This window comes from Aeromonas sp. 55A (genome assembly GCF_051919665.1).
Classification (GTDB): domain Bacteria; phylum Pseudomonadota; class Gammaproteobacteria; order Enterobacterales; family Aeromonadaceae; genus Aeromonas; species Aeromonas veronii.
This window is the reverse complement of sequence record NZ_JBQBEH010000006.1, coordinates 1-22,062: the sequence shown is the minus strand read 5'-3', so window position 1 is coordinate 22,062 and position 22,062 is coordinate 1. Positions and strand designations below refer to the sequence as shown.

The 22,062-nt window shown below is 60.0% G+C and carries 35 protein-coding genes; 1 reads left to right on the top strand and 34 read right to left on the bottom strand.

The features are described from left to right. Position 1: 1 nt before the first annotated feature. From ACTG2G_RS03325 to ACTG2G_RS03215, 23 genes are all read right to left on the bottom strand, one after another. Positions 2-586, bottom strand: a complete 585-nt coding sequence (locus tag ACTG2G_RS03325) for a hypothetical protein (protein WP_439985177.1) — start codon at positions 584-586, stop codon at positions 2-4. Next, positions 583-1,197 carry a hypothetical protein gene (locus tag ACTG2G_RS03320; protein ID WP_270659397.1) on the bottom strand — a complete coding sequence of 205 codons (615 nt, stop codon included), beginning with the start codon at positions 1,195-1,197 and terminating at the stop codon, positions 583-585. Before ACTG2G_RS03320 ends, ACTG2G_RS03325 begins: the two co-directional genes overlap by 4 nt. Before the next feature lie 7 nt (positions 1,198-1,204). Continuing rightward, the gene (locus ACTG2G_RS03315) at positions 1,205-3,511 is read right to left on the bottom strand and encodes a hypothetical protein (protein WP_439985176.1); all 2,307 of its coding nucleotides are present in this window, start codon (positions 3,509-3,511) and stop codon (positions 1,205-1,207) included. 172 nt (positions 3,512-3,683) lie between these two features. Further along, positions 3,684-4,121 (bottom strand): hypothetical protein, encoded by a 438-nt coding sequence (locus ACTG2G_RS03310; RefSeq protein ID WP_270659395.1) that lies wholly within the window; start codon positions 4,119-4,121, stop codon positions 3,684-3,686. After that, positions 4,121-4,579, bottom strand: coding sequence for a hypothetical protein (locus ACTG2G_RS03305; protein WP_270659394.1), 459 nt, complete (start codon positions 4,577-4,579; stop codon positions 4,121-4,123). The genes ACTG2G_RS03310 and ACTG2G_RS03305 overlap by 1 nt, the downstream gene beginning before the upstream one ends. Further along, positions 4,576-4,947: a hypothetical protein gene (locus ACTG2G_RS03300; RefSeq protein WP_270659393.1), complete on the bottom strand. Its 372-nt coding sequence runs from the start codon at positions 4,945-4,947 to the stop codon at positions 4,576-4,578. The genes ACTG2G_RS03305 and ACTG2G_RS03300 overlap by 4 nt, the downstream gene beginning before the upstream one ends. Further along, positions 4,944-5,504, bottom strand: coding sequence for a hypothetical protein (locus ACTG2G_RS03295; protein WP_270659392.1), 561 nt, complete (start codon positions 5,502-5,504; stop codon positions 4,944-4,946). The genes ACTG2G_RS03300 and ACTG2G_RS03295 overlap by 4 nt, the downstream gene beginning before the upstream one ends. Continuing rightward, positions 5,501-5,821 carry a phage head closure protein gene (locus ACTG2G_RS03290; protein WP_270659391.1) on the bottom strand — a complete coding sequence of 107 codons (321 nt, stop codon included), beginning with the start codon at positions 5,819-5,821 and terminating at the stop codon, positions 5,501-5,503. The genes ACTG2G_RS03295 and ACTG2G_RS03290 overlap by 4 nt, the downstream gene beginning before the upstream one ends. 51 nt (positions 5,822-5,872) lie before the next feature. Beyond that, positions 5,873-6,214: a hypothetical protein gene (locus tag ACTG2G_RS03285; protein ID WP_270659389.1), complete on the bottom strand. Its 342-nt coding sequence runs from the start codon at positions 6,212-6,214 to the stop codon at positions 5,873-5,875. Between the two features lie 57 nt (positions 6,215-6,271). Then, on the bottom strand, positions 6,272-6,622 hold the full coding sequence (locus ACTG2G_RS03280; RefSeq protein WP_270659388.1) for a head-tail connector protein: 351 nt from the start codon (positions 6,620-6,622) through the stop codon (positions 6,272-6,274). Positions 6,623-6,626: 4 nt separating this feature from the next. Further along, complete coding sequence (locus ACTG2G_RS03275) at positions 6,627-6,971, bottom strand: hypothetical protein (protein ID WP_270659386.1); 345 nt, start codon at positions 6,969-6,971, stop codon at positions 6,627-6,629. Positions 6,972-7,016: 45 nt separating this feature from the next. Further along, on the bottom strand, positions 7,017-8,222 hold the full coding sequence (locus ACTG2G_RS03270) for a phage major capsid protein (protein WP_439985175.1): 1,206 nt from the start codon (positions 8,220-8,222) through the stop codon (positions 7,017-7,019). A 62-nt stretch (positions 8,223-8,284) separates the two neighbouring features. Next, positions 8,285-8,881, bottom strand: a complete 597-nt coding sequence (locus ACTG2G_RS03265; RefSeq protein WP_270659384.1) for an HK97 family phage prohead protease — start codon at positions 8,879-8,881, stop codon at positions 8,285-8,287. Beyond that, positions 8,871-10,115, bottom strand: a complete 1,245-nt coding sequence (locus tag ACTG2G_RS03260; protein WP_270659383.1) for a phage portal protein — start codon at positions 10,113-10,115, stop codon at positions 8,871-8,873. The genes ACTG2G_RS03265 and ACTG2G_RS03260 overlap by 11 nt, the downstream gene beginning before the upstream one ends. Further along, a complete protein-coding gene (locus ACTG2G_RS03255) occupies positions 10,090-10,299 on the bottom strand; it encodes a hypothetical protein (protein ID WP_270659381.1) in 210 nt (69 codons plus the stop codon). Before ACTG2G_RS03255 ends, ACTG2G_RS03260 begins: the two co-directional genes overlap by 26 nt. After that, positions 10,271-12,016 (bottom strand): terminase large subunit, encoded by a 1,746-nt coding sequence (locus ACTG2G_RS03250; protein ID WP_439985174.1) that lies wholly within the window; start codon positions 12,014-12,016, stop codon positions 10,271-10,273. Before ACTG2G_RS03250 ends, ACTG2G_RS03255 begins: the two co-directional genes overlap by 29 nt. After that, the gene (locus tag ACTG2G_RS03245; RefSeq protein WP_439985173.1) at positions 12,016-12,453 is read right to left on the bottom strand and encodes a phage terminase small subunit P27 family; all 438 of its coding nucleotides are present in this window, start codon (positions 12,451-12,453) and stop codon (positions 12,016-12,018) included. Before ACTG2G_RS03245 ends, ACTG2G_RS03250 begins: the two co-directional genes overlap by 1 nt. Positions 12,454-12,736: 283 nt before the next feature. After that, positions 12,737-13,081 carry an HNH endonuclease gene (locus ACTG2G_RS03240; protein ID WP_439985185.1) on the bottom strand — a complete coding sequence of 115 codons (345 nt, stop codon included), beginning with the start codon at positions 13,079-13,081 and terminating at the stop codon, positions 12,737-12,739. Positions 13,082-13,173: 92 nt separating this feature from the next. Further along, the gene (locus ACTG2G_RS03235; protein ID WP_439985172.1) at positions 13,174-13,386 is read right to left on the bottom strand and encodes a hypothetical protein; all 213 of its coding nucleotides are present in this window, start codon (positions 13,384-13,386) and stop codon (positions 13,174-13,176) included. A gap of 259 nt (positions 13,387-13,645) precedes the next feature. Continuing rightward, complete coding sequence (locus ACTG2G_RS03230; RefSeq protein ID WP_439985171.1) at positions 13,646-13,867, bottom strand: hypothetical protein; 222 nt, start codon at positions 13,865-13,867, stop codon at positions 13,646-13,648. Further along, positions 13,818-14,090 (bottom strand): hypothetical protein, encoded by a 273-nt coding sequence (locus ACTG2G_RS03225; protein ID WP_439985170.1) that lies wholly within the window; start codon positions 14,088-14,090, stop codon positions 13,818-13,820. Before ACTG2G_RS03225 ends, ACTG2G_RS03230 begins: the two co-directional genes overlap by 50 nt. Beyond that, positions 14,090-14,566: a TIGR02594 family protein gene (locus ACTG2G_RS03220; RefSeq protein WP_439985169.1), complete on the bottom strand. Its 477-nt coding sequence runs from the start codon at positions 14,564-14,566 to the stop codon at positions 14,090-14,092. Before ACTG2G_RS03220 ends, ACTG2G_RS03225 begins: the two co-directional genes overlap by 1 nt. Then, entirely contained in the window at positions 14,566-14,802 is a 237-nt protein-coding gene (locus ACTG2G_RS03215) for a hypothetical protein (protein WP_439985168.1), read from the bottom strand. Before ACTG2G_RS03215 ends, ACTG2G_RS03220 begins: the two co-directional genes overlap by 1 nt. Positions 14,803-15,174: 372 nt before the next feature. On the opposite strand from ACTG2G_RS03215, the gene ACTG2G_RS03210 reads away from it, so the two are divergent. Next, positions 15,175-16,023 carry a helix-turn-helix transcriptional regulator gene (locus tag ACTG2G_RS03210; RefSeq protein WP_439985167.1) on the top strand — a complete coding sequence of 283 codons (849 nt, stop codon included), beginning with the start codon at positions 15,175-15,177 and terminating at the stop codon, positions 16,021-16,023. A gap of 115 nt (positions 16,024-16,138) precedes the next feature. On the opposite strand, the gene ACTG2G_RS03205 is transcribed toward ACTG2G_RS03210, so the two are convergent. The 11 genes from ACTG2G_RS03205 to ACTG2G_RS03155 all read right to left on the bottom strand — a co-directional run bounded on the left by ACTG2G_RS03205 (position 16,139) and on the right by ACTG2G_RS03155 (position 21,928). Further along, complete coding sequence (locus ACTG2G_RS03205; protein ID WP_265763291.1) at positions 16,139-16,594, bottom strand: hypothetical protein; 456 nt, start codon at positions 16,592-16,594, stop codon at positions 16,139-16,141. Positions 16,595-16,608: 14 nt separating this feature from the next. Further along, positions 16,609-16,881, bottom strand: a complete 273-nt coding sequence (locus ACTG2G_RS03200) for a hypothetical protein (protein ID WP_439985166.1) — start codon at positions 16,879-16,881, stop codon at positions 16,609-16,611. Positions 16,882-17,141: 260 nt separating this feature from the next. After that, positions 17,142-17,672 (bottom strand): hypothetical protein, encoded by a 531-nt coding sequence (locus ACTG2G_RS03195; protein WP_416035269.1) that lies wholly within the window; start codon positions 17,670-17,672, stop codon positions 17,142-17,144. 68 nt (positions 17,673-17,740) lie between these two features. Then, entirely contained in the window at positions 17,741-17,959 is a 219-nt protein-coding gene (locus ACTG2G_RS03190) for a hypothetical protein (protein WP_270792911.1), read from the bottom strand. Further along, positions 17,959-18,621, bottom strand: a complete 663-nt coding sequence (locus ACTG2G_RS03185; RefSeq protein ID WP_416035268.1) for a site-specific integrase — start codon at positions 18,619-18,621, stop codon at positions 17,959-17,961. Before ACTG2G_RS03185 ends, ACTG2G_RS03190 begins: the two co-directional genes overlap by 1 nt. Before the next feature lie 93 nt (positions 18,622-18,714). Further along, positions 18,715-18,960 (bottom strand): hypothetical protein, encoded by a 246-nt coding sequence (locus tag ACTG2G_RS03180; protein WP_439985165.1) that lies wholly within the window; start codon positions 18,958-18,960, stop codon positions 18,715-18,717. Between the two features lie 8 nt (positions 18,961-18,968). Beyond that, the gene (locus ACTG2G_RS03175) at positions 18,969-19,199 is read right to left on the bottom strand and encodes a hypothetical protein (protein ID WP_129505086.1); all 231 of its coding nucleotides are present in this window, start codon (positions 19,197-19,199) and stop codon (positions 18,969-18,971) included. A 14-nt stretch (positions 19,200-19,213) separates the two neighbouring features. Continuing rightward, positions 19,214-19,750, bottom strand: coding sequence for a DNA methyltransferase (locus ACTG2G_RS03170; protein WP_439985164.1), 537 nt, complete (start codon positions 19,748-19,750; stop codon positions 19,214-19,216). Between the two features lie 12 nt (positions 19,751-19,762). Further along, positions 19,763-20,629: a hypothetical protein gene (locus ACTG2G_RS03165; protein WP_439985163.1), complete on the bottom strand. Its 867-nt coding sequence runs from the start codon at positions 20,627-20,629 to the stop codon at positions 19,763-19,765. A 109-nt stretch (positions 20,630-20,738) separates the two neighbouring features. After that, positions 20,739-21,428, bottom strand: a complete 690-nt coding sequence (locus tag ACTG2G_RS03160; RefSeq protein WP_439985187.1) for a site-specific integrase — start codon at positions 21,426-21,428, stop codon at positions 20,739-20,741. Then, on the bottom strand, positions 21,422-21,928 hold the full coding sequence (locus ACTG2G_RS03155) for a hypothetical protein (protein ID WP_439985186.1): 507 nt from the start codon (positions 21,926-21,928) through the stop codon (positions 21,422-21,424). Before ACTG2G_RS03155 ends, ACTG2G_RS03160 begins: the two co-directional genes overlap by 7 nt. Between the last annotated feature and the right edge of the window lie 134 nt (positions 21,929-22,062).

Sequence of the window (22,062 nt, the reverse complement as noted above, 5' to 3'; positions counted from 1 at the left end):
ATTAGTCCTTGTAAATAAACCCCGGGGCGTCCTTCTTGCTGCCCCAGTAGATGGAGCGGTCGGCCATCTCGTTCTGGTAGCGAAAGAAGCGGTCATCGGGGTGCAACCGGCGGTGACTCTCGTCGGTGTTGCGCATGTTCAGCCCCTTCTGCCAATCCTCGAAGATATTGGAGATGGTGAGCTGAATGGTGTTGGTCTTGCCCGCCTTGACGGGGGTCTGGGCGATGCGCCCCTTGAACTGCAGGCAGGCTTTGAGCGGCACCTCGGCGGGGCCGATCACCACCAGATAGAGCCAGGCCATCCGGTCAACGATGCGCTCGCGCATCACCTCGGCCAGCATGCTGTCATCGAGCCCGGAGAGGCTGACGTTTAGCTTGGTTGGCGAGGTGGACAGCTGCTCTTTCTGTGGGCTGACAGCCCCCATCGAGCCCACGCCGTAATAGGTCTCGCCGCCGATCACCAGCTCACCGAGACCGGAGTGAATGCGGCTGATGCCGCTCACCAGATCTAGCTTGAGCGCGTAGAGCGCCGACACATGGGGCAGGTTAAGGGCAGCCATCACCTCGGGATCAAGGCCGACAATCATGGATAGAATGCCTCCGTGAACGAGAGGGATACATCGGTGAACACACCAGGCACCCGGTTAAAGGTGGCGGCCTTGTCATCCTTGATGCGAAACACGCCACAGGGCCGGTCAACAACCAGCGGGGTGCCGGATGGATGGTTGGCCCGCAGCATGGGGGCAACCCTGATCAGGGCGGCCCCGCTCAAATCAGAGGTGACATCCGCAATCACCCGCTTTAACTCATCCCCCACCTGCACCCAGTCACCACGGCACAGCACCAGGGTGTTTGGCGTCCAGCCGCGACTGGTCAAACTGGTTCGCATGGCCAGCGCCTCGGTCACCATCGGGGCGCCATGCACCGGTTGGGGAGAGCCGACCAGACGGGCGGCGAAATCCCACATCCTGACCCGCCCGCGCTGACCGTCTAGCGAGAAGATCAGCGCCTCAAGACGGCGGGCCTTGTCGGCTGGCAGGTTTCTGAACGTCACCTGCATCACCACCTTCGACCCCGGCGAGTCGGCGGTTTGCACCGACCCCGTCCATGGGGATTCAAACGTCCTGGTCATGGTCTCCAGCCCCAACCCCATGTCGCTCGGGATCAGGTCTACCGGCCAATCAATTACCTCTGACATAGCGATATCACCCTAATAATCTGCGAATTTGGCCGTAGTTCGAGACATCCTCGACAACCATCTGATATGCCCGCTTGGCCCCGGCCTCGGCGCCTTGCTCTGCCGCCGAGCGCATCGCATTGGCCAGCGCCTCGTCACCGGAACCGGTGACACTGATGTGCTGGATAATCGTCACCCCCTCACCCGACTGGCCACGCCCGGCGGCACGGTCAAGAATTGCGGCGGACTCGCGGCGGCTGGTCACATTGGCAGGGCCACGAACCAGGGTGCCGTTGACGAACTCGTCACCCAGCTCGGAGACGATCCCGAACTGGTTGGCCGGAATATAGCCGCCCTTGTCGAACAGACCGGCGATGGCCTGCCCTGCCACGATACCAGCAGAGGCGTAACCCATCGTCTTGATACTGGCCGCCAGCGGCATGCTGTAGGGCGGCGGAAAGGCGGCCAGCGCCTTGGCCGCTGCCTCTTCGGTCGATACGATGATCGAGGGAATGGCGGCGGCCTTCTGCATGGCAAACAGCGCCTTGTAAACACCGGAGTGCTCAAGGCCCGCCTGTTGCAGTGCCGAGGTGGTAATGCTCATCGACTGTTGGGTGAAGCTCAGCAGCTCGGCGCTGACGCTGGCCTGATACTCCCTCTGCTTGTTCACCCGGTCGTTTTCGATCTGCAGGAGACGGGACTGGTGATCCTGCTCCAGCATTTCGCGGCTGGCGTGGTACTCCATCTGGAGCTGGAATTGCAGATCGTTATGACCGGCCGCCGCGTCATACGCCTGGGCATACTGCTGTTGCAGGCGCTGCTGCGACTGCTGCCAGCGGCTCTGCTCCTCAATGACCGAGGCGCCATACTGCTCGATGCGGGCCACGTTGCGGGCGTCATAGTATTGCTGATCGACCCCCGCCATCGCCTTGTTGCTGTTGTCCAGCAGTTGGAGCCGCTTATCCAGCTCCATGGCGATGGCTTTGTTCTCCTGCCGGAACGAATCGACCGGCCCCCAGTTGGTGGCTTTTTTCTTCTTGGTTTTGGTCTTTGGATCGTCAGGGATCTCCACCACCCCGCGTGGCGCACTGCCAGGGGGTGGCAGCGGGGTCGGGCCATCACCGCCGCTGGTCACCGCGTTCTGAATGGACTGCTTCAAGGTGTCCAGGTTCTGGAAGTAGGTTGCCCACCCCTCAGAGCTGGATTGCGACAAGAAGGCTTCCATGTCGCCCTTGGCGAGCTGCATCGCGGTACCAAGCTCATCCAGCCGCCCCAGCATGGCGTCTGGCTCTCCCGCATCCTGGTAATCGTTCAGCGCCTCATTGTAGTCCATACGGGCGGCAGAGTAAGCCGCCGCCGCTTTCAGGTAACCGTTGCGGGTTTCAGGGTCGGTGCCGATATTGAACACCAGCGAGGCTTTTTCGAGAGTGGTGTCGATGTTGCGGATGAACTGCTCAAGGGCCAGCGAGGCAGAGCGCACCCCGTCAATGACATAGAGCGCAATGCCCTTGCCAAGCTCGGCAAAGCCGCCCTTGGTTTCGGCCGCATCGACAATCCACTGGCGCATCAGGCGGGAGCCCTCGGCGATGGCCGGGGCCATGCTCGCCTTCACCTGCTCCCACAGCGCACCCATGACCGACATCAGCCGCTGGATCTCCTGACGCGCCTCCCGCACGGCGGCGAACTGGCCGCCAGAGAGCGCCATCCCCATGCCGTTGATTTCATCGGCAAAGCGGAACAGCTCCCCCTTGTTGGTGTAGAGGGTATCGAACAGCTCGGCGGCGGCATCATTCAGCTCATCGAGCCAGAAGCGCGCATCGGCGGCGCTCATCTTTTGCAGCTCTTCCGAGAAGCGGCGGAACTGCTGATCCGGCGCCATCGCCGCCCACTCTTGCGCCGACTGTCCAATCTGCTTGAAGAAGTCAGCCAGCGGGCCGCCGCCGGTTTTGGCCGCATCAGAGATGCGGACGTTCAAGTCCTTGACGACATCAGCCAGGCGCTCGCCGTTGGTGCCTGCCCACTCGGCGGCCTGGGCGTAGGCATGCCACTGCTGCGCGGCGATACCTACGTTGCGGCCAAGGTTGGCAGTTTGATCAAGGTTGTCATAAGCCGCCTTGATGCCCGCCAGCGCGGCGCCAGAGCCCAGGGCGATCAGGGCGCTGCGCAGGGAAAACACTTCCGTGATAACGGTTTTGATCCCGCCAGCCACCACCTTGCCACCGGCCACGATATGACCGCCGAACGAGGTGAAGTCTTGACGGGAACGGGCCAGCTCTTCCCTGAACTGGGCCGCATTCAAGCCGAGTGTGGTGACAAGGCTGCGCAATACGGCCATGGGGTTTCCTCCCTATCAGGCAAGAATCGACCGGAGTGCCAATCTCGACTCTTGCGGGGTGATGGTTTCGGGGGTGTTGACGGGAGGGTGCAGGCGCTCATGTTCGAGCGAGTAATGGGCCAGCCAGGTGGTCAGTTCCGAAACGGGCAGCGCCTCGATTTCGGTGATCGTCTTATGCAGATCGATCGCTAACCTGATCACCAGCTGCTTGGTCTGACTGGCCCTTATCGTTTTTTTCCTCGACAAGCGCCAGCTCACCCATGCGATTGAGCCGCTTGGCCGCTGGCAACAGGCGATCGATAACCGACATGGGCAACGATTCCATCAGCTGCGGCACATCGTCCTGGGTGGCGATCGAGTTGCCCTCTTCATCCACCATGCAGGCGACCAGCAGCGAGACCATCCACTGAAACGGGTTGTCAGCCAGCGGCTGGCCGGTGGTCTGGTCAAAGTTCCGCAGCTGGTACTCCAGCAGCTTGCTGACCGGCATCTCCCGCACGATGATCTCGGCATCTTCGCCAAGCTCCGGCACGGCAACCCGTTCGTGGCGAAATGCCAGCTTGTTGAGCAGTTGCAGCGCGGTGACTGCCTTCGGTTTTGCTTTTGCCATTATGCGGCCGCTCCCACTTTGCCCCAGGTGGTCTTGCCGTTCTGTTTGCACGGCACCACGAAGTCGATGGTCTTGTCACCCTGGGTCTCATTGCGCAGATAACCCAGCAACACCACCTCATATTCGGCGGTGACGTTATCCGGCCAGATATGCTGGATGACCGCAATCTGACGCGCCTGCGCCGCCGCGATAAATGCCAACTGCCCTTCGTCAGTGGGATAAGACTGGAATTTCAGCTCCTTCTCCGGGCCATCAAAGAGACCGGCGATGGAACGCTTGGCGGTATCTTCCAGGGTGGTCTGGTCGGCAAGTGGCGCCTTTTCACCGACCTGACCGATGGCCAGCGCACCGGGTAGCGGGGTGAATGAAGAGGCCCCCTTGAGTTTGAACTGGGTCTGAGTACCAGCGGCCAGCACCGCATCTTGCGGGGTGTATTGGTAGCGAGTCGGAGCGGTCATGCTCTGTTCCTTCTGTTGGTGGTTTCAATTTCAACGATGGACTGGCGGGCAGTCGTGTCAGGGGTGGCCGGTGAATCGCGGGGCTCTGACACGGCTATCCGCTGGAAGTCATCGGTGGTCACGCCATCGAGCTGGCGCAACTTCTCACCGATGGCATCCCCCTCAAGGCGGGTAGCGGCCAGGATCTCTATCTGCCAGAAGTGGCGCTGCAGGGTGACGCCCCCCTCAATGGTGCGCTCGCCATCTGGCGAGCTGACCAGGAGGTAAGAGATCGCCGGGAGCGGCGCATCTTGCGGGATGAAATCCTGATAAGCGGTCACCCCGCTGGCCGCTTCTATCAGCTGAAAAATCGCGGTTCGCTTTATCATCTGAGTGCCTTGTCGATTGCGGCGCCAAGCTGCTCCTTTTGCAGGTCAAGGCAGTTTTCAACGTTCTCATCCAGGCCGGGGCGAATGAATGGCCCAGCCGGAATACCGGGGTGGATCATCGCCTCCTGCCCCGGGCGGGTGCGGCGCAGGTGCGCCCGCTTGTTGGCCTTTGCCGTGTCCTTGTGCCCCTTGAGGCTGGCCCCGCTGGCGAGGCTATGCTCGCGGGTGCCGTGCTCAAGCCAGTAGGCATAGACGGGGGCCTCGACATACTTGCCCGCCGCCTGTTGCACCTTGTAGGACTTGAACACCCCGATCGAGGCGACCACATCGGCGAACCCCGGATTTTTCGGAATGCTCACCCGCAGCTTGATCGACTCGCCAAGCAGGCCGGTGTCGTGGTTCCATTTCTGTTCATAGAGGGAGCGAGTACGGGCCAGCACCGGCATGGCCGAGGTTCTTGCCACCTCCCGCAAGATCCGTTTCTGGGCGGCGAGTTCAAGGCGGGCCAGCTGGTCGGCCAGCTCGGCAAAGCCATCCACCTCGAAGGTCGCGGTCATGAGTCCACCTCGCAGGTCAGGATTAGCCACTGACGGCGGGCATCAGGCTGCACCAGCTTGATATTGAGGCTCAGCTGGTCTTGCACCAGGTAGAGCCGCTGGGCAGTCGTCACGCCGGGGCGGTAACGAAACTGGATGGTGTACTGACCGGCGGCAATCTCCTTGCCTGCCCGCAGCTGCTCGCGGCCACCGATCATCCTTACATCGGCCCAGATGGGCGGCGAGGGTTGCCACTGGTCAACGGCTTGCCCGGCTCCATCGCGGCCAGGCGCCCTGGTCAGCAGGGTGACCCGATCTCGTAGCTTGCCGGCTGCCATAAAACCTCCAATAAAAAACCCCGCCGAAGCGGGGTTTGTTGTGATGACCGGTTATCTGTGGTGCCACCAAATTCTGATCTGGTTGACTATCTGCCAGAGCACACCGCCAAGCAGGACACAGCCGCCATAAGAGAGGCTGGAGAGCGTCCAGCCAATGCCCTTGGCGTTGAGCCAGAGCGGGGTGAACACCGTCATGGCCACGCCGATAGCCATCACCAGATAAGCCCAGAGCACCTGCTCCTTGAGCTGCTTTGATGTCTGTTGGGTGGTGGTCAGTCGGTCGCCGGTATCCACCACGTCAGCCAGTTGCATGACCGGCGCCCCGCAATGGGGGCAGCTTGCCGCCTTGTCAGACACCTTGCCGTTACATTCGCCACACTCGATAAGCGCCATTGTCCCTCCCGTATCAATATCGGTAGGGTATATCCGAACAGGGCCGTGATCCAGCAATCACGGCGTGGGCGGCAACTCGGGAAACAAGATCCGGTATGGCCCAAGCGCATGGGAATAGGCCAGCGGCAACTCGGCCACGATGGGGCCGGTGATGATGGGCTCGCGGTACTCGTAGAACTGCGCCGCCGACATCAGGATCGCCATGGTGATGGCGGGATTCTTCACGCTGATACCATAGTGGTCGGTGTCCGGGATATCCGCATCAGAGGCATAGAGCGTGCGGCCCATGTAGTTGGAAGCCGCCACCTCGGCGGCCCCCAGGTAGAGCTCAAGCAGCTCGTCCTCATCCTGCATCCCAGCATCGAGCTTGAGCTGCATTTTCAGCAGCGAGATGTTGAGCAGTGCCATCTGATTACGCCTTATCGGTTTTGGCCTTGACCTGCTTGACCTGTTTCGGGTCGGCCTCTGCGGCCTTGGCCTTTGCTGCTGCCTCATCTTCGGCAGCCTTGGCCTGTGCGGCGGCTTCATCCTCTGCCGCTTTGGCTTGCGCGGCCACCAGGGCATCAGCCTCTTCCTGCTGCCGTTGCTCGCGGGCCTGATACTCGGCCAGCTGGCGCTTGAGTTCGGCCTCGGTGTCAGGGCGGGCGATGCCCTTCGATATCAGTTCGTCCGCCTCTTCCTGGCTGGCAACCGGCAGTTTATCGCCTACGTTGCCCCGCTTTTCACCAAACAGCGAGGTGAGCAAAATTACGTGCATGGGTTCTCTCCATCCAGCCGGGGGCATAGCCCCCGACGTGGTTGATTAGGCAGCCTTGAGGGTCAGCGCCTTGACGGCGGCGGTATCTTCCAGCAGCGCATCGAAGCGGTGGAACATCAGGAAACCGACCAGACCGGCCTCGGCATACTTCTCATCCAGACGGCGCAGGGCCATCCCTTTGACGCGGCGGATCTGGAAATAGCTGAAGTCGCCATAGAGCACCGCTTTTTTGCCAGCGGCCACATCCGGCATGCCCTGGTCAATCTGGTACTGATCGCCGTCAATGGTCGCCGGGGCAACACCGGCCACATCCGGCAGCCACAGCGGGCGACCTGTGCTGTCTTTCAGCTCTTTGAAGCCCAGCAGGGTGTTGTCGTTGAACACCCAGCGGGTGTTGCCTGCGCGATAGGCCGGATCCACCGAGTGCTTGAGATGGAGCAGGTCGCTGTGGGTGACAGAGCCAGCTACCGCAGAGGTAGCGCCACCGGTCAGCTGGTTGAGCAACCCCTTGATGTTGTTGCCCTGGCCGTCACCGGTCAGCAGTTGCTTGGCCTCACCACGGCCAAGGCGGGAAGCGATGCGGCGAACGATCAGACCAACGATGTCAACGCCGCTATCCTGCAGCAGCTCTTCACTGATCTTGATGGTCTTGGAGGTCATCTTCTTGGCCCCGATCTGGATTTGGCCAAAGTCCATATCCTTATCGCCACCCTCTTCGGTCTCGCCGATCATGACGCCTTCATCCAGGGTGCCATCGGTGGTAACCCAGGTGATGGGGTTGCCGCCATCGGTTTCGAACACGGTGGAGATATTGGCCACCCCGCCGAACGCCTTCATGGCTTCCACAACCCGGTTGCGGAATTCGGTTGGCACGGTAAAGCCACCCTTGGCGTCCACGTTGGTCGCCTGGGCGCGCATCTCTTTGTACAGCGCGCGCTCCTCGCTGGAAAGGGCCTGATAGCCACCGCGCAACACGTTTTCCAGCACCTTCATCTGGCGGGCTTCGGTGACACTGGTGTTGAGGTCAATCCCGGTGCGGCGCTCTGGCTCGTCGTTGACCTTGTCAGAGTCCAGGCTGAGCAGGCGCTCTTCGCGGGCGATCTGGGCGTCCAGCTCGTCCAGCTCTTTGAGCGCGTCACCCCACTGCTTAGTGGCGGCCTCATCCCAGCGCTTCTCGCTGTACTCATCGTTCAGCTTGCGCATCTGACCGGCGATGGTGCTGCGCTTCTGCTTCAGTTCGTGCAATTTCATGGGCATATGCTCCGTTATGGCAATAAAAAACCCGCCGAAGCGGGTCAGGTTTCACAGCACCATCAGGCGCCAATCAGTTGTAAATGTCGTTCGCGCCGCTCGCGGGCCTCATCTTCCTGGGCGCGGCACTCTTTATTCTTGAACTCCTGCATGGAGCGGGAGGCGGCCGTTGCGTCAGGGTAGGCAGGGAAGGCCACCGGCCCCACATCGTAGAGGCGGGCGAACTTGGTGATCTCCCGCGTCAGTAACCCATCGTCATCGTAAAACCAGCGCTCGCCATCGTGGGCCACCTTGAACTGGAATGAGCTGGAGTCGATGTCGCCGCGCCGCATCGGGGCCAACACCAGATCTTGCACCGTCTGGGTCGAGGGGGCGTCAATCTCGTAGCCAAGTCCCTCATCATCGATCGCTAACCGCATGGTGTTGCTTTTGGTGCGACCCAGTACAAAATTCGGGTCGTGGTTGAACAGCCCGCGCACATCGTCCTGCATCACCCCATCGAAGGCGCCAGGCTTGATGATTTCACGAAAGCCGCCGAGGTTTTCACTCAAGCGATTAAACACCGCAGCATGGCCGACAATCTTCGTGCCTTGCCCGTCAGCGCCAGGCTCGGCCCGCACTTCGCAGCGAAAGAAGCGGCGTTCGCTATCATTCGGCATTGGTCACCTCATCTTGTGAATTGTTGTTCTGCTGGTTGGCAGCGTTGACCGAGATCAGGAACTCATCGAGCCCATCAACCTGGTTCAGATCCTCCAGCACCCTGACCTCGTTGCGACTCATCCAGCCATCGGTGATGGCGTAGTGGTAGAACTCGGCCCGCTCCTTGGCGGTACCGCGCAGCAGACCCGCCAGGTTGAACTTGACGTAGTAACCGGCGCGCAGCTCGGCCTCGGTGAACACCTTGCGGTTGATCTCCTGCTCCCAGCGCACCACCCAGGGCATCACGCTATGGCGGACAAAGTGGATCGCCTGCTCGCTGATGTTGGAGAAGGTGGCCTTGTCCAGGTCGTTGATCATGTGACTCGGCACGTTGTAGATCCCCGCGATCTCGCTGCGGTTCATCTTCTGCGTTTCGAGAAACTGCGCCTCTTCCGGCGGGATGGTGATCGCCTTGTAATCCAGATCACCGGTCAGCAAGGCGGTGCGCCCGCTGCCCTTGCCGATCCCCCCTTCACGCCATGAGCTTTTCAGGTTGGCGCGATGTTGCTTGCCTTGGTCTGCCGCCATGTTCGGCGTCTTGTCGATCAGGATGCCGGATGGGCGACCGCCGCCGCCAAAGAACTGGCTCCCATATTTCTTGGTAGCCAGCCCCAGGCCAATGGTCTCGGCGTGATAGCGGATAGGGCTGGCGCCCCACAGCTTGTCGGCGCCAAAGCCCTTGATATGCACCGCGTCATAGATGGGCAGGGCAAACCAGCGATGCTCCTGATCATCGTATGCCGGGTAGTACCAACCGGACTGGCCACGCTGCGGCTTGCCGATATGCGCAGGGTCAAACAATGCCAGCTCGGTCAGCTGGCCCGTTCGGCGATCCCGGATCAGCCGCGTCACGGCGTTACCATGGGCCAGCGCCACTTGCTGCGACTGCTCCCGCCAGTCATAGCTGCTCTGGAACATATTGGGGGAGGCCGACAGCAGGTAATGGGCGGGATGGTCGGTGCCAGGCACCACGTCATCACCACTCTTTTTCAGCACATGGAGCGGCATCTGGGCCATGCTGCTGGCCAGCCGGTGAATACAGGAGTAGACCGCCGCCAGCCGCATGGAGCTGGCAGGTGTCACCGATACCCCGCTCTCCGTGGTGGCCCCCAGGCCAAACCATTCAGCGAGACCAGGATCGGATGAGCTGATGGTTTCACTGCGGGCCTCAGCCCCGAACAGCAGACTGAACATCACGGCCCCCTTGTTGCTTGAGCTTTACCAGTATCAAGACGATCAGCAAAACCAGACCGACCAGCAGCCCGCCCGCCAACAACATGGCAGGGCCAAGCCCCCACATCAGGTAGGTGCCGCCGCTCATCAGCAGGACGCCGAGCAGCAGGGCCGCATCAATCAAGTACCGCGTCCGTTGGGTCATAATCATCATCCAGGTAGGGGCTGCTGTAAGCGCCCTTGTTGAGCATGGCGCGGCCGATTGCCATGATGGCAGCCATCGCACCGTCTATCTTGTTGTCTTTGCCCTCCTTGCGAGGGAACACGTTTTCGTTGGCATCCTCGCGGGCGGTGACGTTGCCGACCATCCAGTTCATCACCGGGTTGTCGTCATGGTGCAGGCGGCCAGCCGCCAGCGCGGACTCCATCTCCTTCATCGGTGGCGACAGGTGCGCCGTGGTTTGCGGGATCGCCACCGGCAACCAGCCAGCGTTCGCCAGCTGTTGGGCCAGCTGGGCACTGTTCCAGGGGTCGTGCGGGATCTCGCGGGGCGAGTAGGTGCTGGCCAGGGCCGCCACCTCTTCGCCTATCTCGCCGAAATCAATCTCGGCCCCATCGGTTGGGGTCAGTGCCATGCCGCCAGAGTTGGGCCAGACCGTGGAGATCCACTGCTGGTACTTGTCCAGGTTGCGGTTGTCCGGGTCGTTGGTGGTGTCCTCCGGCAGCCAGTGGCGGGTGAACAGGTAGTAATGGAGCAGGCCATCCGACTCGTAGCGAGAGAAGCAGATCGCCAGTGAGCAGATGTCCAGCTTGCTGGCCAGGTCGAGCGCAAACCAGCAAGGGCAACCGATGAAGTCCTCAATCTTCAAGCTCGCATCGGCAGCACTGCGCCAATGGTCGTAGTTGAAGAAGGTGGAGCTGGCGGTTGTCCATTTGTTGAGGTGCTTGATCAGGTACTTGGTGAGGTGCCGCGCATTGCGCTTGGCCCTCATCAGCTGGGCAAGCAGGTAATCCTCAAACACCGACACCCCGTAATTGGGGTTTGCCTTGCGCAAGCTGGCCGGGTCAAAGATGTCGTCGTCATCGTCAATGGTGTAGATCAGGGCGAACAGCTCTTCGTCAGGCTCGGCACCACTGAGCATTCTGACGCACTCATCCCAGAACTGTTTGCATGGGCCAGCCGGGTTAACCCCTGCCGTGCTGATCACCAGCATCATGGGCTGCTCTCGCGCCCCCTGGCCGGTCTCCATGGTGTCATACAGTTCTGGGCTGTCGTGTTCGTGGTACTCATCGACTATCGCCAGGTGCGGGCTTGAGCCATCGCCCGGATTGCCGATCACCGGCTCAAACACCGAGCCATCCTGCCGCAGCATCTTCTTGGCGCAGACCTGAATGCCAAACGTGCGGCGCAGGTTGGGCAGCTGGGCCGCGATCTGCATCGCTGGTTTGAACACTTCCCACGCCTGTTTTTCCGTGGTGGCCCCGCAGTACACCTCCGCGCCGGGTTCATCGTCCGCCGCAAACATGTAGATGCCATTGCCCGCCGCCACGATGGACTTGCCATTCTTGCGCGGCACAAACAGGGCGGCCCGCCGGAACCGGCGCAGCCCATCCTTCTTGCGAATCCAGCCGTACACACACGCATGAAAGAACAGCTGCCAGGGCTCCAGCGTTATCCGGCGCTTGTCCAGCGGCAGGCGCCGCCATTTGCCCTTGGTGTGCGGCAGCAGTTGCAGGAACTTGCAGGCCCGTTCTGCCTTGGCGGCATCGAACCGGTAGGGGTAGTCCTTGTCTTTGGACTTCTCCAGATCATCCAGGTGGCGCTGACATGCCTGCTGAACATACTTGCAGGCGATGACCCGACCCGACACCACGTCGCGGGCGTACTTGTTCGCGGCGTTGACGTTCGGGTTCTTGGCCATCAGAAATCCTCGAACTCATTTCCGCCATCAGGGCCAGACCCGCCACCGCCACCCATCAGGCGGCGATAGCTGGTCGGGTCAAGGCCAAGCAGCGAGCCGATCCTGACCATCGAAGAGATCGCGTCCTGACGGACAGCAACGGCGGGATGTTTCTTGATGCCCTCAGAGGTGGCGGATGTGATGCCGTCATCCAGCACCATCTTCTCGGCCGTGAGATACAGACCGAACGAGTTGCAGTACGCCAGCACCAGCGGCAGATGATCTTCGGTAAGCTGCTGACGACCGATCAAGGTTTTGACCGTGCTGCGCCAAAGCAGGCGAGCCTCGTCATAGTGCAACTCCGGCGGGACGGGTGGCGCCCGCTTGATAACTTGATTGGATGGCGCGGCGGGGAGGTCACCGCCTCCCTTGCGGCCACCCCCGGCGGCTCTTGCCATGTTCAACACTCCAATCATTAAACCGTGACAGCGATGACGAATGTCACGCCAGTCACACCAAAAGGATCCCCATTTCAGGAAATTTTTCTTATTTCTCGCTCGCGTAAATGTTCTTGGGCGGCGGTACTAAGGGGCTTGAGGCGGTAGGGATTTGACCACCCCCGCCCCGCCTGACCCGCGCCGCGACTGGATCTCGGTGGCCTTTTTGGATCTCTTGAGGATCTCGCCGAAAGGGTGCCTGGGGAGGGCTGTTTTCTTGGTTGGTGTTCAGTTTCACGCCAGTTCACCGGCGGTTCAGCCGCTCGTTCGCGGTCTTAACCTTGTGGTGAGCGGTACAAATGGACGCCAAGTTGCTCGGGTCATCCGTGCCGCCGTGCGCCTTTGGCACCACATGGTCAACAATGTTCGCGGGGGTGTATATCCCCTCGCCCAAGCAGGTAAGGCAAAGGTATCCATCACGCTGCAAGATAGTTTCCCGCAGCTTCTCCCATGCCGAACCATACCCGCGCTGATGCCTGGACAACCCAGCCTGATATCGCTCCCACCCAGAAACGCGGTGAGCCTCGCACAAGCCGGACTTGTCATTGGTCAGAGCACTGCAACCGCCAGGATGGCGGCATGGCCTCATCCGTCTTGGCGGCATGGTCACTCCACAATAAGGGCCGCCCGCTGCTGCTATGGGCATCGCTGCAAGGCGCTAGCATTGGGCGGCAAGGTAAATCAATGTCTGCGCATGTTGCCAGTATCAAGCAACGAGGCGGGGGCAACGTCAAAGCGCTGCACCACGCCGACATGAACCTCTGGGCCAAGCCTGCGGATAGCAGCCTTCAACGCAGCATGGCTCGCATCCAGTGTTCGCGTGGCTCTTCGCAGCTTGAGCAGCGCATAAACGTTAAGGCAAAACGAAAGCAACAGGATGGCACCGGTTAACATGGCATTACTCCTTTCACAAAGGCATGGACTTCACCAGGTTGGTTCCCCTCCCTCGCTGTCCGTTGAGGTTAAGAAGCCCATGACTTTGTGTTGGTGAGGCGCTGGCATCACGGTCGAGCCCAAATGGTCAATCGTATCTGATGCTGCTTGGTCGCCGGTCAGTCAGCGCCTCGGTACTCATTGCTTGATGCACTCACGCACATCGATGATCCAATTGGTCAGCTCGGCCTGCGAATCAGGTGGAAGATGCGCCCACCCATCAGGACTGACCATCCACACCAGCCTCGGTGGCGTGGTGTAGCAGCTGGCGTTCGGCGCTGGTGCCGTGGACGTACACCCCAGCAGCAGGGCCGAAGAGGCCAGCAAAGGCAGCAGCGGGAGCCGCTTTCGCCTGCTCCCGCCTATCGTCTTGCTCGGCATAGTACGCAGCCTCACGGGAGGCGTTGAGCTGCTCGGCTACCAGCAGGGCGAGCCGGGTCAATCCGCTTATCAGTGCCGGTTCCATTCTTCGCGCTTCCCCAGTTCGCTGCGAGCACGTCCAGAACAACCAGCACCGGACGGGGCAACTTATCCCACCATGCTTGCGGGATGGCGGCTCGCAACTGCGCCCACACCACCAGGCAAACCCCCACCACCGCCACCCAGGCGGCAGCCTTCTCGCCGAACACCTGCAGCAGCAGGTTGGCCAGATTCAAATCACCCATCAGGATTCCCCTTTAGTCATTTCACTAACACCAGTGGCGAGCTTGACCGAGGGGACATCAAACCCAGCAGGCCAGCGCAGCGCAGTCACCCGCGAACGAGGGAAGGCGCGCACATTGACCTCATCAGACTGATTGCCACCGAGAACGAGCAGATTGCCCGCCTTGTCCTGCCCAACCACAAATCCAACATGGCCGCCGCCGTCACGGCTAAACACCACCACGCACCCGGCAACCGGCTCGGCCAGCTTTTGCCCCCAAGAGGCATAAGAGCGAGCCCCCTCAAAGCGAGTTGACTCAATGCCCGCCCGCTCAAGGCAAGCGCCAACAAATGCGGCACACCAAGGCACCTCATCTGACTTGATTCCGCCGCGCTTGATATCACGCCACATCTGCAAAATTTCGGGGTTGTGCTGAGCTCCAGGCACCTCTTTGACACCCTTGAGTGACTCAGCAAAAACCATCCACGGAAGTTTCATCACTCCTCCTCTTTGCGCTGTTTGCGCTTGTCCAGGTAAACGAAGATGTCGAAGAACAGGCGGCCGGTAATGACCAGCAAGCCACCGATACCGACCACATCATTGACGGCCAGCTCGGGGATAGGAATGTCGGGGAGTTTGTCGGCAGCAGATGCCGCCTGAGACCAGAGGCTGACAAGCGTTCCACCGCCGTAGGCGATGCACTGGCCTGTGTGGCGATGGAGCGATTCGAGCATAAGGCACCATAAAAAAAGGGCTCATCGGTGAGGATGAGCCCAAAAGCATGGGATAAACGTACAGAGACAGGGTGGAGCACTTGCAACCTTCACCACCATAGCCAGAAAGGTACACCGGCATTCCGGTTCAATCAACACAAAAACAGATAATTTATCTTGCTGTGTGATAACTGTGACACCGATCACCGTGACACCTTGAACAAAAAAGTGAATTGTCACGCTTAAAACGGGGTTTGCCTTCTCTTGTCTGGTGAAGGCAGAAAAATGGCTCTATCCTGCGCCAGCGTTGGCCTGACATGGATTGTCAAGAAACAACGCATCTTGGCACTGTCTAGGTGTCGCGCCTCGTTTTTTACCTGCTTGGAGCACACGATGGAAAAGAGCCTGTTTGAGCAGATAACAGCTCTCGACAGCATCACAGACCCCGATGAACTGACCGCCGCCATCGAGCGGCTGATCACCTCCATCGGGTTTGACTATTACCGGCTGGCCATCATCATCCCCGTCAGCCATCAGCGGCCCATCATCCGAATTCTCAATTCATGCCCGAACGAGTGGATCGAGCACTACAACCACCACGGCATGATTGCCAGAGATCCAGTTGTGGCAGCAGCACGAAGCCAGCTCAAACCAATTCGTTGGGACGAACTGCAAGGCACCGATGAGCAGATGGATGTAATGGTCGAGGCGGCCAAATGCGGATTGCGCTGCGGAGTGTCGCATCCACTGCACGGCCCAAGAGGCGAACAGGGCGTGATGAGCTTTATCACAGAGAGGTATCGGCCAGGGTTCTATCTGGAAGTGGCGCCGACACTGGCGATGGTTATTCCGTTCGTGCTCGATGCAGTATTGAGGTCATGCAGGCCAAGCGGATCACGGCCACCAACCATCGTCGAGGCCGATTGCCTGTTCTGGGTCAGCGAGGGCAAGACCAGCGCCGAGATCAGCATCATCATGGGCATACCAGAGCGCACTATCACCCATCACCTAAACTCGGCCACTCGCAAGCTGGGCGCGGCAAATCGCTATAACGCGGTGGCGCGGGCTATGGCGGGTGGCGAGCTGGCGATCACACTAGACCGGACGAAGGTGATCGACCATATCAATCACCAAGATCCAGCAGTCGCTGGGCCGCCTCCTGCACCAGTGGAGTATAAAGGGGAGGGAGAGCAGGAAGCAGATCAAGCAGACGCTCGGCCAACTCGGCATTCGTCAGATTAACGGGATGGTCATGGGGGAAACCGAGATCAGAGGATTGGATCGGGCACATGGCGATACTCCATCATTGGCCATGTTGTGATGATAGTCTGGTATCAAAAAGCCCGCAGGTGCGGGCTTAACAACGCTGGGCGGGCCACTTCGGCAATGTCGAGAATCGAGCGTATTTTAGGTCGGCTGACTCACGATTAAATGCAATCCAGCCTCTATTTTCCTCTGTCGTCCAGGCTTGCAGAACGGGCTCCAGCACTTCCCACGGCTGCGGTTGTATAACCCCGTTTTCATGAGGCGCAACGTGTGAAAGAAGCTCGGCAGAATACAGATTGCCGACTCTAAAAATCCATGGCCAGCGGCCACCTACAACCGCCTGCGGAGCCTGACGCTCATCGCCGTCATCCCACCACGTCTCACCAACGCAGACGCACTCCTCAAAAGCCTCATCACCATCTTCATCATGATCGTTGAAGAACGCCTCTTGCTTGACTGGCGAGCCATCCTTAAACAGCGTGACAGACCATCCAACAAGACCGCCGGGTTGGCTGCTATGTGCTGACTCAATCTTGTATGTACGCATGTCCTTTTCCTCGATCAGTTGGTGAGGTGCTGTTCGCACTCGCGCACCAGGGCGGCGAGCTGGTCATCAGACCAATCCGGCTTGCTGCGGATCAACAGCAGTTGGAAAAACATCCCCTGCGCCTCTTCGTCCAGCTTCGTAGAGAAGGCAAACAGGCTAGGGGCCGGTGCTGCTGGCAGGTAGTAGGAGACAACAGCCTGAGCCAACCAGCGGGCAGATTCGCCCCCTTCCTCAAGGCGCTGGCGGATCTGCTCGGTGGTGAATAGCTGGTGATTTTCGTTACTCATGAGTCCGTTTTTCCTCCATCAACCCAAAGCTACTCATTGATACAAATTGGAGAGCCACACTTAGGGCAAAAAACAAAGTCCGAATCCGCATCTTCATCATCCGAACGTCGAGGGACGGGAATTACTCCCAAAAAATCACATTCGTCACATACACAGATTTTGCTACGGCCCTCGGGCGTGTCCATTACTGCGTCCAAGCTATTCGGTGTAATTTTCATATTTTTCCTCGATAAAGAGGCCGGATAACCGGCCCGCAGTAATTAGTGGCGAGAGACGTGGTGCCCTTCAATCTCAAGTTTGCAGAGAGTCGTGAGGCATTCCGCTACATCGCGGCGAATATCGCCTGATGCGCTTTCGCCGTTCGGTTTTTGCCATGAATGATAAACTTCGCTCCATGGCGCAGTGCGCGACTCATTGAGGCCGTCTTCGTACTGACGATAAATCACTGGGGCCATCCCGTTATCTGGATTGCGCAGGTTCACCGCCACGTAAACAATGGGGCGTCCCTCAAGTTGAGCCTCCCGTTCAATCAGATCGTTCAGTGCGCGGGACAGCAGCCGAGCTGCTTCCTTTGTTGTGTGGCGGTTGTCGTCACAAATAGCCCTGGCCTTGCAGACCGTTTGCAAGAACTGCAAATCACCCTCGTCAAGGTTGGAGCAATCCACGCCATACCCACGGAAAGCATCGAGCACCTTCTCGGCAGAATTGAAATCATCGCCAACCTTGAATCCATCGATCATCCAGTAAACCAAACCATCCTTGCTTTTCAGTAACTCGATGCGCTTGCTCATTATTCCTCTCCTTGTCGGGGTTCATCCCCGTCTCGATGAATTAACTATAATATCGTGCGCACGATACATCAAGGGGTTTCGGATGGGTTTTCTGATATTTTTTTGAGCAGCTCTAACCCTCTGAAAATGGCTGCTTTTTTGGATCCGTGAATGGCCGCCAGTTCATCCAGCAAATCAGCCTCTTCCTGTGTCAGATAGCCACCAGGGAGGCGGGCCATGCCTGCCCTTTTTGCCTCATATCGCCCATCGGCGGCCTGCTGAGCTGCGCCGCGCTTACCCTTAGTCATCACACAATCCTCTTGATCAGGTCACCCAGGCGCACCGGGTCGGTGTCGCATAGGGTCTTAATGGCCTTGATGCTGGTCATCCCCAGGATCTCGCCGATATGGCGCTCGTCTATCCCCTTGCGCTTGAGCTTCACCGCCAGCGTTCGACGGGCAGATTGAGCCGTAGCCCCCTCAATGCCAGCCTGAGCGAACAAGCGAGCAATCAGGGCCGTCAGCTGGTCAGCCCGATAGCTCACCCGACCATCCCGCTCGATGCGCGTCAGCTTGAGCGGCTGACCGGTGCGACCAGAGACAAACAGACCGCTCTGCGGGTCGAGCCCACGATAGGCTGTCAGCCTGCCAGTGATGCCATGCCCACGCTTGAGCCGGTCGGCCAGGTGTTCATCAATGGCGGCGATCAGCTTCTTGTTGACCCAGCACAATGGGCGAGCCCGCCCGTTAAATGCGATCTCCGGCCTGACCACCGTCTCGGCAAGCGGCTCACCACCAGGGGAGAGATAATCACTAACCCGTAGCTGCGCCAGCTCGGCTGGCTTCATACCCGTACCGAAGCAGCAGAGCAACAAGGCCGCATCCCTGCTCCCGTTCTCTGGGCTCGATGCCTTGGCCACTGCAACGGCATGGGCCAGCTGCGGATCTTCAACAACAATAGCCTTTGGCATTAACTGTATAATCTCGATTATCGGCACTAAACAGAGAGACTACAGCAAAAGAGAGGGGCCATAAAGGCCCCTTGTTCAATTCTGGTCAGTGGTTCACGGAAAGTTGCGGGGGTGTGGGTAGAAGCAGGGGATGCCTGACTTGTCCCACGCTCCCCAGGGGCCGGTGATCACCCCGTAGCGGCCCGCCTGCAGGCCGTACTCGAAGTGGAACACCTGGCCACAACGGCAGCAGGGCCAGGCCAATATGCCGCACTCATCCCGGCGCCCCATCTGCGCCCCGACAAACACATGGCGGCATGGTCTGGCGCGGCGCAGGGTGGCAATGAGGCGGCGGATCATGGTTCCCCTTACAGAATACGGCCGCCCAGCACATAGCAGAGCGTGGTGGCGGTACTGTTGATGGTGTCCTGGTCATTGTTGGCCAGGGCGTAGTACAGGCGCTCGATAAGGTCAGAAGGTGTTGAGTCAACGGGCGAGCTTTTCTCGCCCTGGACTACATACCCCCGAGATTCAAGCTCCTCAATGAGGTCGCACGAATCGAACTCATCAAGGTCAATGTCAACGGTTACTGATGCCATCGTGATTTCCTCTATCAAGCGGCGCGGGTGAGCAGGTGGCTGATGCCGTTCGGCACATTGAAGCGGCCGCCGCGATCCCAGACCATCCAGGCGTATTCGCAAGAGTCGGTGCCGCCCTTGGCAAAGCGTGGGCGCGGAATGATGACCGGCGTCTTGTTCGGAAAGCCAATCCGGGCAAAGAACGGCACCCGCTTGATGGAGCCCAGGAAGTTGACCCGCTGCAGGTAAATCAGGGTGCCATCCGGTTTCAGCTCGGCCAGGCTCTTTTCCAAAAACTCCTCGGTCAGGCTGAACGGCGGGTTGGTGATGATCACATCGAACTTACGGCCGAAATCGTGGGCCAGGTAATCGCGGCCCATCGAGATCTCCGCCCAGTCCTTTTGTGATTCAGGTAACGGCACCCGGTCATAGATACGGCTCTCATCACCGCGGCACGGCTCCAGGAAGGTATCACCGGGGCGCCAGCCCATCTTTGCCAGCATGGCGTTGATCACATCGACTGGGGTCGGGTAGTTATCGCGCTCGATTTTGTCGCCAGTGGTTGAACTCATCTCACACCCCCATCACGCCGCTTGCTGGCTTGAGTAGCCGTTGTAATCGACCGGCTCCATATCCGCCGGATGCACCACCCCACCCTGCAGGCTGTTGACCTTGAACAGCCAGTTATGGGCGAACTCCTGGGTGGCCGCACTCGGTTTCAGGCCGCCTTTTGGTGACTGGGCCAGCACGGTGCCATCCTGCTCGTTGTAGTAGAACAGCGCGGCACGGCCGGACTGGTGCATATAGAGCAGCGAGCGACCCTCGAAGGTGCTGCCATCATCGCGCTGCAGCTTGGTTTTTTGCGGCCAGATGATCAGGTGATGCTCACCGTTGTGATAAAGGCCGCTGCCGGTGTCGTGGGCAAGCTGGCGCTGCAGCTCGTCTATCTTGGTGTGAGCCTCGATCGTCTGGCGCTGAGTGGCCGTGAGGTCGTGGCGGTACTGCCCGTTTTCACGCTCCAGCTGGCCGATGCGCGCATCCTTATCAGCATTGCCACTCTTAAGCCGCTTGTTTTGCTCCTTGAGCTTGTCGATGCCGTTCACGCCACCATAGGAGGCGATCACCTTCTGCAACTGTGCCAGCTGCTCCTGCAGGCGGGCTTTCTCTGTCTGCAGGGCGATGGAGTCCTTGCCTATCTTTTCAGCCTTACGAGCCGCCTCGCGGCAACTCTCGTTCTCCTGCTCAAGGTCGGCTATGCGTGACTGCGCATCGAGCAATTGGGTGTGCTTAGCAGCCAACTGAATATCCAGCTCGTCCCGCTCCTGGGATACCTCATCCAGCTGGCCGGTGAGGTCGTTAAAACTCGGGACAAAGGCGGCCAGCAGCTCATGGGGCTGGGCCAGTTTCAGGGCTTCTTCAATGGTTCCGACGGTGCGATTAGTCGTGTTCATTTGCGTACTCTCTCGTTATTGCCTGACCCCGCATGACCGGGGCACTGATTAGGTGACATACCTAACCACAACCATAATATATAGCTTTTATATGAAAAGCATACATTATCTATATAAATATTTGCTGTTTGCCCTGCTCTGCCAGCCAGTCGTGATAGAGCGACAGCGCCTCACGCATCTGGTCGCGCATGGATGAGTTGATATAGATGCCCGCCAGCTTGCCCATGGCGTGATTGATCAGCACCTCGCCGACCAGGTGGTCGGTGCCCTGGTCGGTAAAGCGGGTGCGGGCCAGCTTGCGCAGGTCATGGGCACACCAGCGGCCACCCGAGACGGCCGCCACGGCGCGGGTCGCATCGCGGGCACCGATGGGGCCGGGGCGAGTGTCAGCGGGGAACAGGTAGACCCCGCGATATCCGGCGGCCTGCTGGCTGGCGCGATAGCGCAGCAGCAGCTCCAGGGCCATTGGCGTTAGCGGCAGCACATGCTCGCGGCGGCTCTTGGTGTGGGCTGGCGGAATGTACCAGCAACCACCCGGCACCAGATCGAACTCGCGCCACTCGGCCAGCCTGGTCTCGCCGATGCGGGTGCCATGCAGCAAGGCCAGCAGGCAGAGCATGGTGGAAGCAGTGAGCGGGCCTGACAGCTCGGCCAGCACCGACTGGGCCTGTGATGGGCGCAGGCGGCCCGGGCGCTGCACCGGCTTGTGGGTGACCAGATCACCAAAGGCGAGACCGGCCAGCGGGTCGTGATGCAACAGCGCCACCTTGCGCGCCTGCTTGGCTGCTTGCTTCAACACCCCCATCCGGCGCGAACGGTATCGATCACGTAGTGCTGCTGATACTGCTGCACCACCCGATCGAGATCGTCTCTCGATGAGTGCAGGGACAACTCGCCGAACAGCGGCAACAGCTGGCGCTTGATCTGGGATGCCACGGCGGTGCGGCGGGACTTTGACAGGGTGCGGGATTTTGCCACCCGATCACCATGCCAGCGCAGCAGGTCGGCAAAGGTGATCAGCTCGCTCATGGCCACGGCAGCGGCGGGATCGGCGATCAGCGATGAGATCATGCGGGGCAGGTCTGCGACCACGGTCGCGGCAGGCACGGACGGCCAGGGGGCGATTTTGCGCCAGCGGGCCTCGCCCCTGATATGCAGCACCAGATGTACGGAGCCGCGCTGGCGGCACTTGGCCCAGCGAAACCGGATGGGGTGGCGCGGGTCGCGCAGCTCGTGGATCTCTGGATTGGCAGAGTGCCGCCGGATGGCGGCATCTGTGATGGATGCGGTCAGGATCACCCGATACGCCCCCGGATGATATCGGCCTGGGCGGCGCCCGCCTCGCGCAGACGGCGGAAGGTGAATGACACCGCGCTGGCCAGCTTGGTCATCAGGCCGCCGGTGGTCGCTGCCGAACGCGCAACGTCCCGCAT

Excerpts from the sequence above, each read along its gene's own strand:
- ACTG2G_RS03245 (WP_439985173.1), bottom strand. The coding sequence starts at position 12,453 with ATGGCAAGAGCCGCCGGGGGTGGCCGCAAGGGAGGCGGTGACCTCCCC.
- ACTG2G_RS03180 (WP_439985165.1), bottom strand. The coding sequence starts at position 18,960 with ATGATCCGCCGCCTCATTGCCACCCTGCGCCGCGCCAGACCATGCCGC.
- ACTG2G_RS03305 (WP_270659394.1), bottom strand. The coding sequence starts at position 4,579 with ATGACCGCTCCGACTCGCTACCAATACACCCCGCAAGATGCGGTGCTG.
- ACTG2G_RS03205 (WP_265763291.1), bottom strand. The coding sequence starts at position 16,594 with ATGCGTACATACAAGATTGAGTCAGCACATAGCAGCCAACCCGGCGGT.
- ACTG2G_RS03200 (WP_439985166.1), bottom strand. The coding sequence starts at position 16,881 with ATGAGTAACGAAAATCACCAGCTATTCACCACCGAGCAGATCCGCCAG.
- ACTG2G_RS03225 (WP_439985170.1), bottom strand. The coding sequence starts at position 14,090 with ATGGGTGATTTGAATCTGGCCAACCTGCTGCTGCAGGTGTTCGGCGAG.
- ACTG2G_RS03310 (WP_270659395.1), bottom strand. The coding sequence starts at position 4,121 with ATGGCAAAAGCAAAACCGAAGGCAGTCACCGCGCTGCAACTGCTCAAC.
- ACTG2G_RS03325 (WP_439985177.1), bottom strand. The coding sequence starts at position 586 with ATGATTGTCGGCCTTGATCCCGAGGTGATGGCTGCCCTTAACCTGCCC.
- ACTG2G_RS03290 (WP_270659391.1), bottom strand. The coding sequence starts at position 5,821 with ATGGCAGCCGGCAAGCTACGAGATCGGGTCACCCTGCTGACCAGGGCG.
- ACTG2G_RS03220 (WP_439985169.1), bottom strand. The coding sequence starts at position 14,566 with ATGAAACTTCCGTGGATGGTTTTTGCTGAGTCACTCAAGGGTGTCAAA.
- ACTG2G_RS03295 (WP_270659392.1), bottom strand. The coding sequence starts at position 5,504 with ATGACCGCGACCTTCGAGGTGGATGGCTTTGCCGAGCTGGCCGACCAG.
- ACTG2G_RS03175 (WP_129505086.1), bottom strand. The coding sequence starts at position 19,199 with ATGGCATCAGTAACCGTTGACATTGACCTTGATGAGTTCGATTCGTGC.
- ACTG2G_RS03235 (WP_439985172.1), bottom strand. The coding sequence starts at position 13,386 with ATGTTAACCGGTGCCATCCTGTTGCTTTCGTTTTGCCTTAACGTTTAT.
- ACTG2G_RS03275 (WP_270659386.1), bottom strand. The coding sequence starts at position 6,971 with ATGCACGTAATTTTGCTCACCTCGCTGTTTGGTGAAAAGCGGGGCAAC.
- ACTG2G_RS03210 (WP_439985167.1), top strand. The coding sequence starts at position 15,175 with ATGGAAAAGAGCCTGTTTGAGCAGATAACAGCTCTCGACAGCATCACA.
- ACTG2G_RS03240 (WP_439985185.1), bottom strand. The coding sequence starts at position 13,081 with ATGAGGCCATGCCGCCATCCTGGCGGTTGCAGTGCTCTGACCAATGAC.
- ACTG2G_RS03320 (WP_270659397.1), bottom strand. The coding sequence starts at position 1,197 with ATGTCAGAGGTAATTGATTGGCCGGTAGACCTGATCCCGAGCGACATG.
- ACTG2G_RS03195 (WP_416035269.1), bottom strand. The coding sequence starts at position 17,672 with ATGAGCAAGCGCATCGAGTTACTGAAAAGCAAGGATGGTTTGGTTTAC.
- ACTG2G_RS03280 (WP_270659388.1), bottom strand. The coding sequence starts at position 6,622 with ATGGCACTGCTCAACATCTCGCTGCTGAAAATGCAGCTCAAGCTCGAT.
- ACTG2G_RS03250 (WP_439985174.1), bottom strand. The coding sequence starts at position 12,016 with ATGGCCAAGAACCCGAACGTCAACGCCGCGAACAAGTACGCCCGCGAC.
- ACTG2G_RS03215 (WP_439985168.1), bottom strand. The coding sequence starts at position 14,802 with ATGCTCGAATCGCTCCATCGCCACACAGGCCAGTGCATCGCCTACGGC.
- ACTG2G_RS03260 (WP_270659383.1), bottom strand. The coding sequence starts at position 10,115 with ATGTTCAGTCTGCTGTTCGGGGCTGAGGCCCGCAGTGAAACCATCAGC.
- ACTG2G_RS03300 (WP_270659393.1), bottom strand. The coding sequence starts at position 4,947 with ATGATAAAGCGAACCGCGATTTTTCAGCTGATAGAAGCGGCCAGCGGG.
- ACTG2G_RS03190 (WP_270792911.1), bottom strand. The coding sequence starts at position 17,959 with ATGACTAAGGGTAAGCGCGGCGCAGCTCAGCAGGCCGCCGATGGGCGA.
- ACTG2G_RS03270 (WP_439985175.1), bottom strand. The coding sequence starts at position 8,222 with ATGAAATTGCACGAACTGAAGCAGAAGCGCAGCACCATCGCCGGTCAG.
- ACTG2G_RS03170 (WP_439985164.1), bottom strand. The coding sequence starts at position 19,750 with ATGAGTTCAACCACTGGCGACAAAATCGAGCGCGATAACTACCCGACC.
- ACTG2G_RS03315 (WP_439985176.1), bottom strand. The coding sequence starts at position 3,511 with ATGGCCGTATTGCGCAGCCTTGTCACCACACTCGGCTTGAATGCGGCC.
- ACTG2G_RS03255 (WP_270659381.1), bottom strand. The coding sequence starts at position 10,299 with ATGACCCAACGGACGCGGTACTTGATTGATGCGGCCCTGCTGCTCGGC.
- ACTG2G_RS03265 (WP_270659384.1), bottom strand. The coding sequence starts at position 8,881 with ATGCCGAATGATAGCGAACGCCGCTTCTTTCGCTGCGAAGTGCGGGCC.
- ACTG2G_RS03185 (WP_416035268.1), bottom strand. The coding sequence starts at position 18,621 with ATGCCAAAGGCTATTGTTGTTGAAGATCCGCAGCTGGCCCATGCCGTT.
- ACTG2G_RS03165 (WP_439985163.1), bottom strand. The coding sequence starts at position 20,629 with ATGAACACGACTAATCGCACCGTCGGAACCATTGAAGAAGCCCTGAAA.
- ACTG2G_RS03285 (WP_270659389.1), bottom strand. The coding sequence starts at position 6,214 with ATGGCGCTTATCGAGTGTGGCGAATGTAACGGCAAGGTGTCTGACAAG.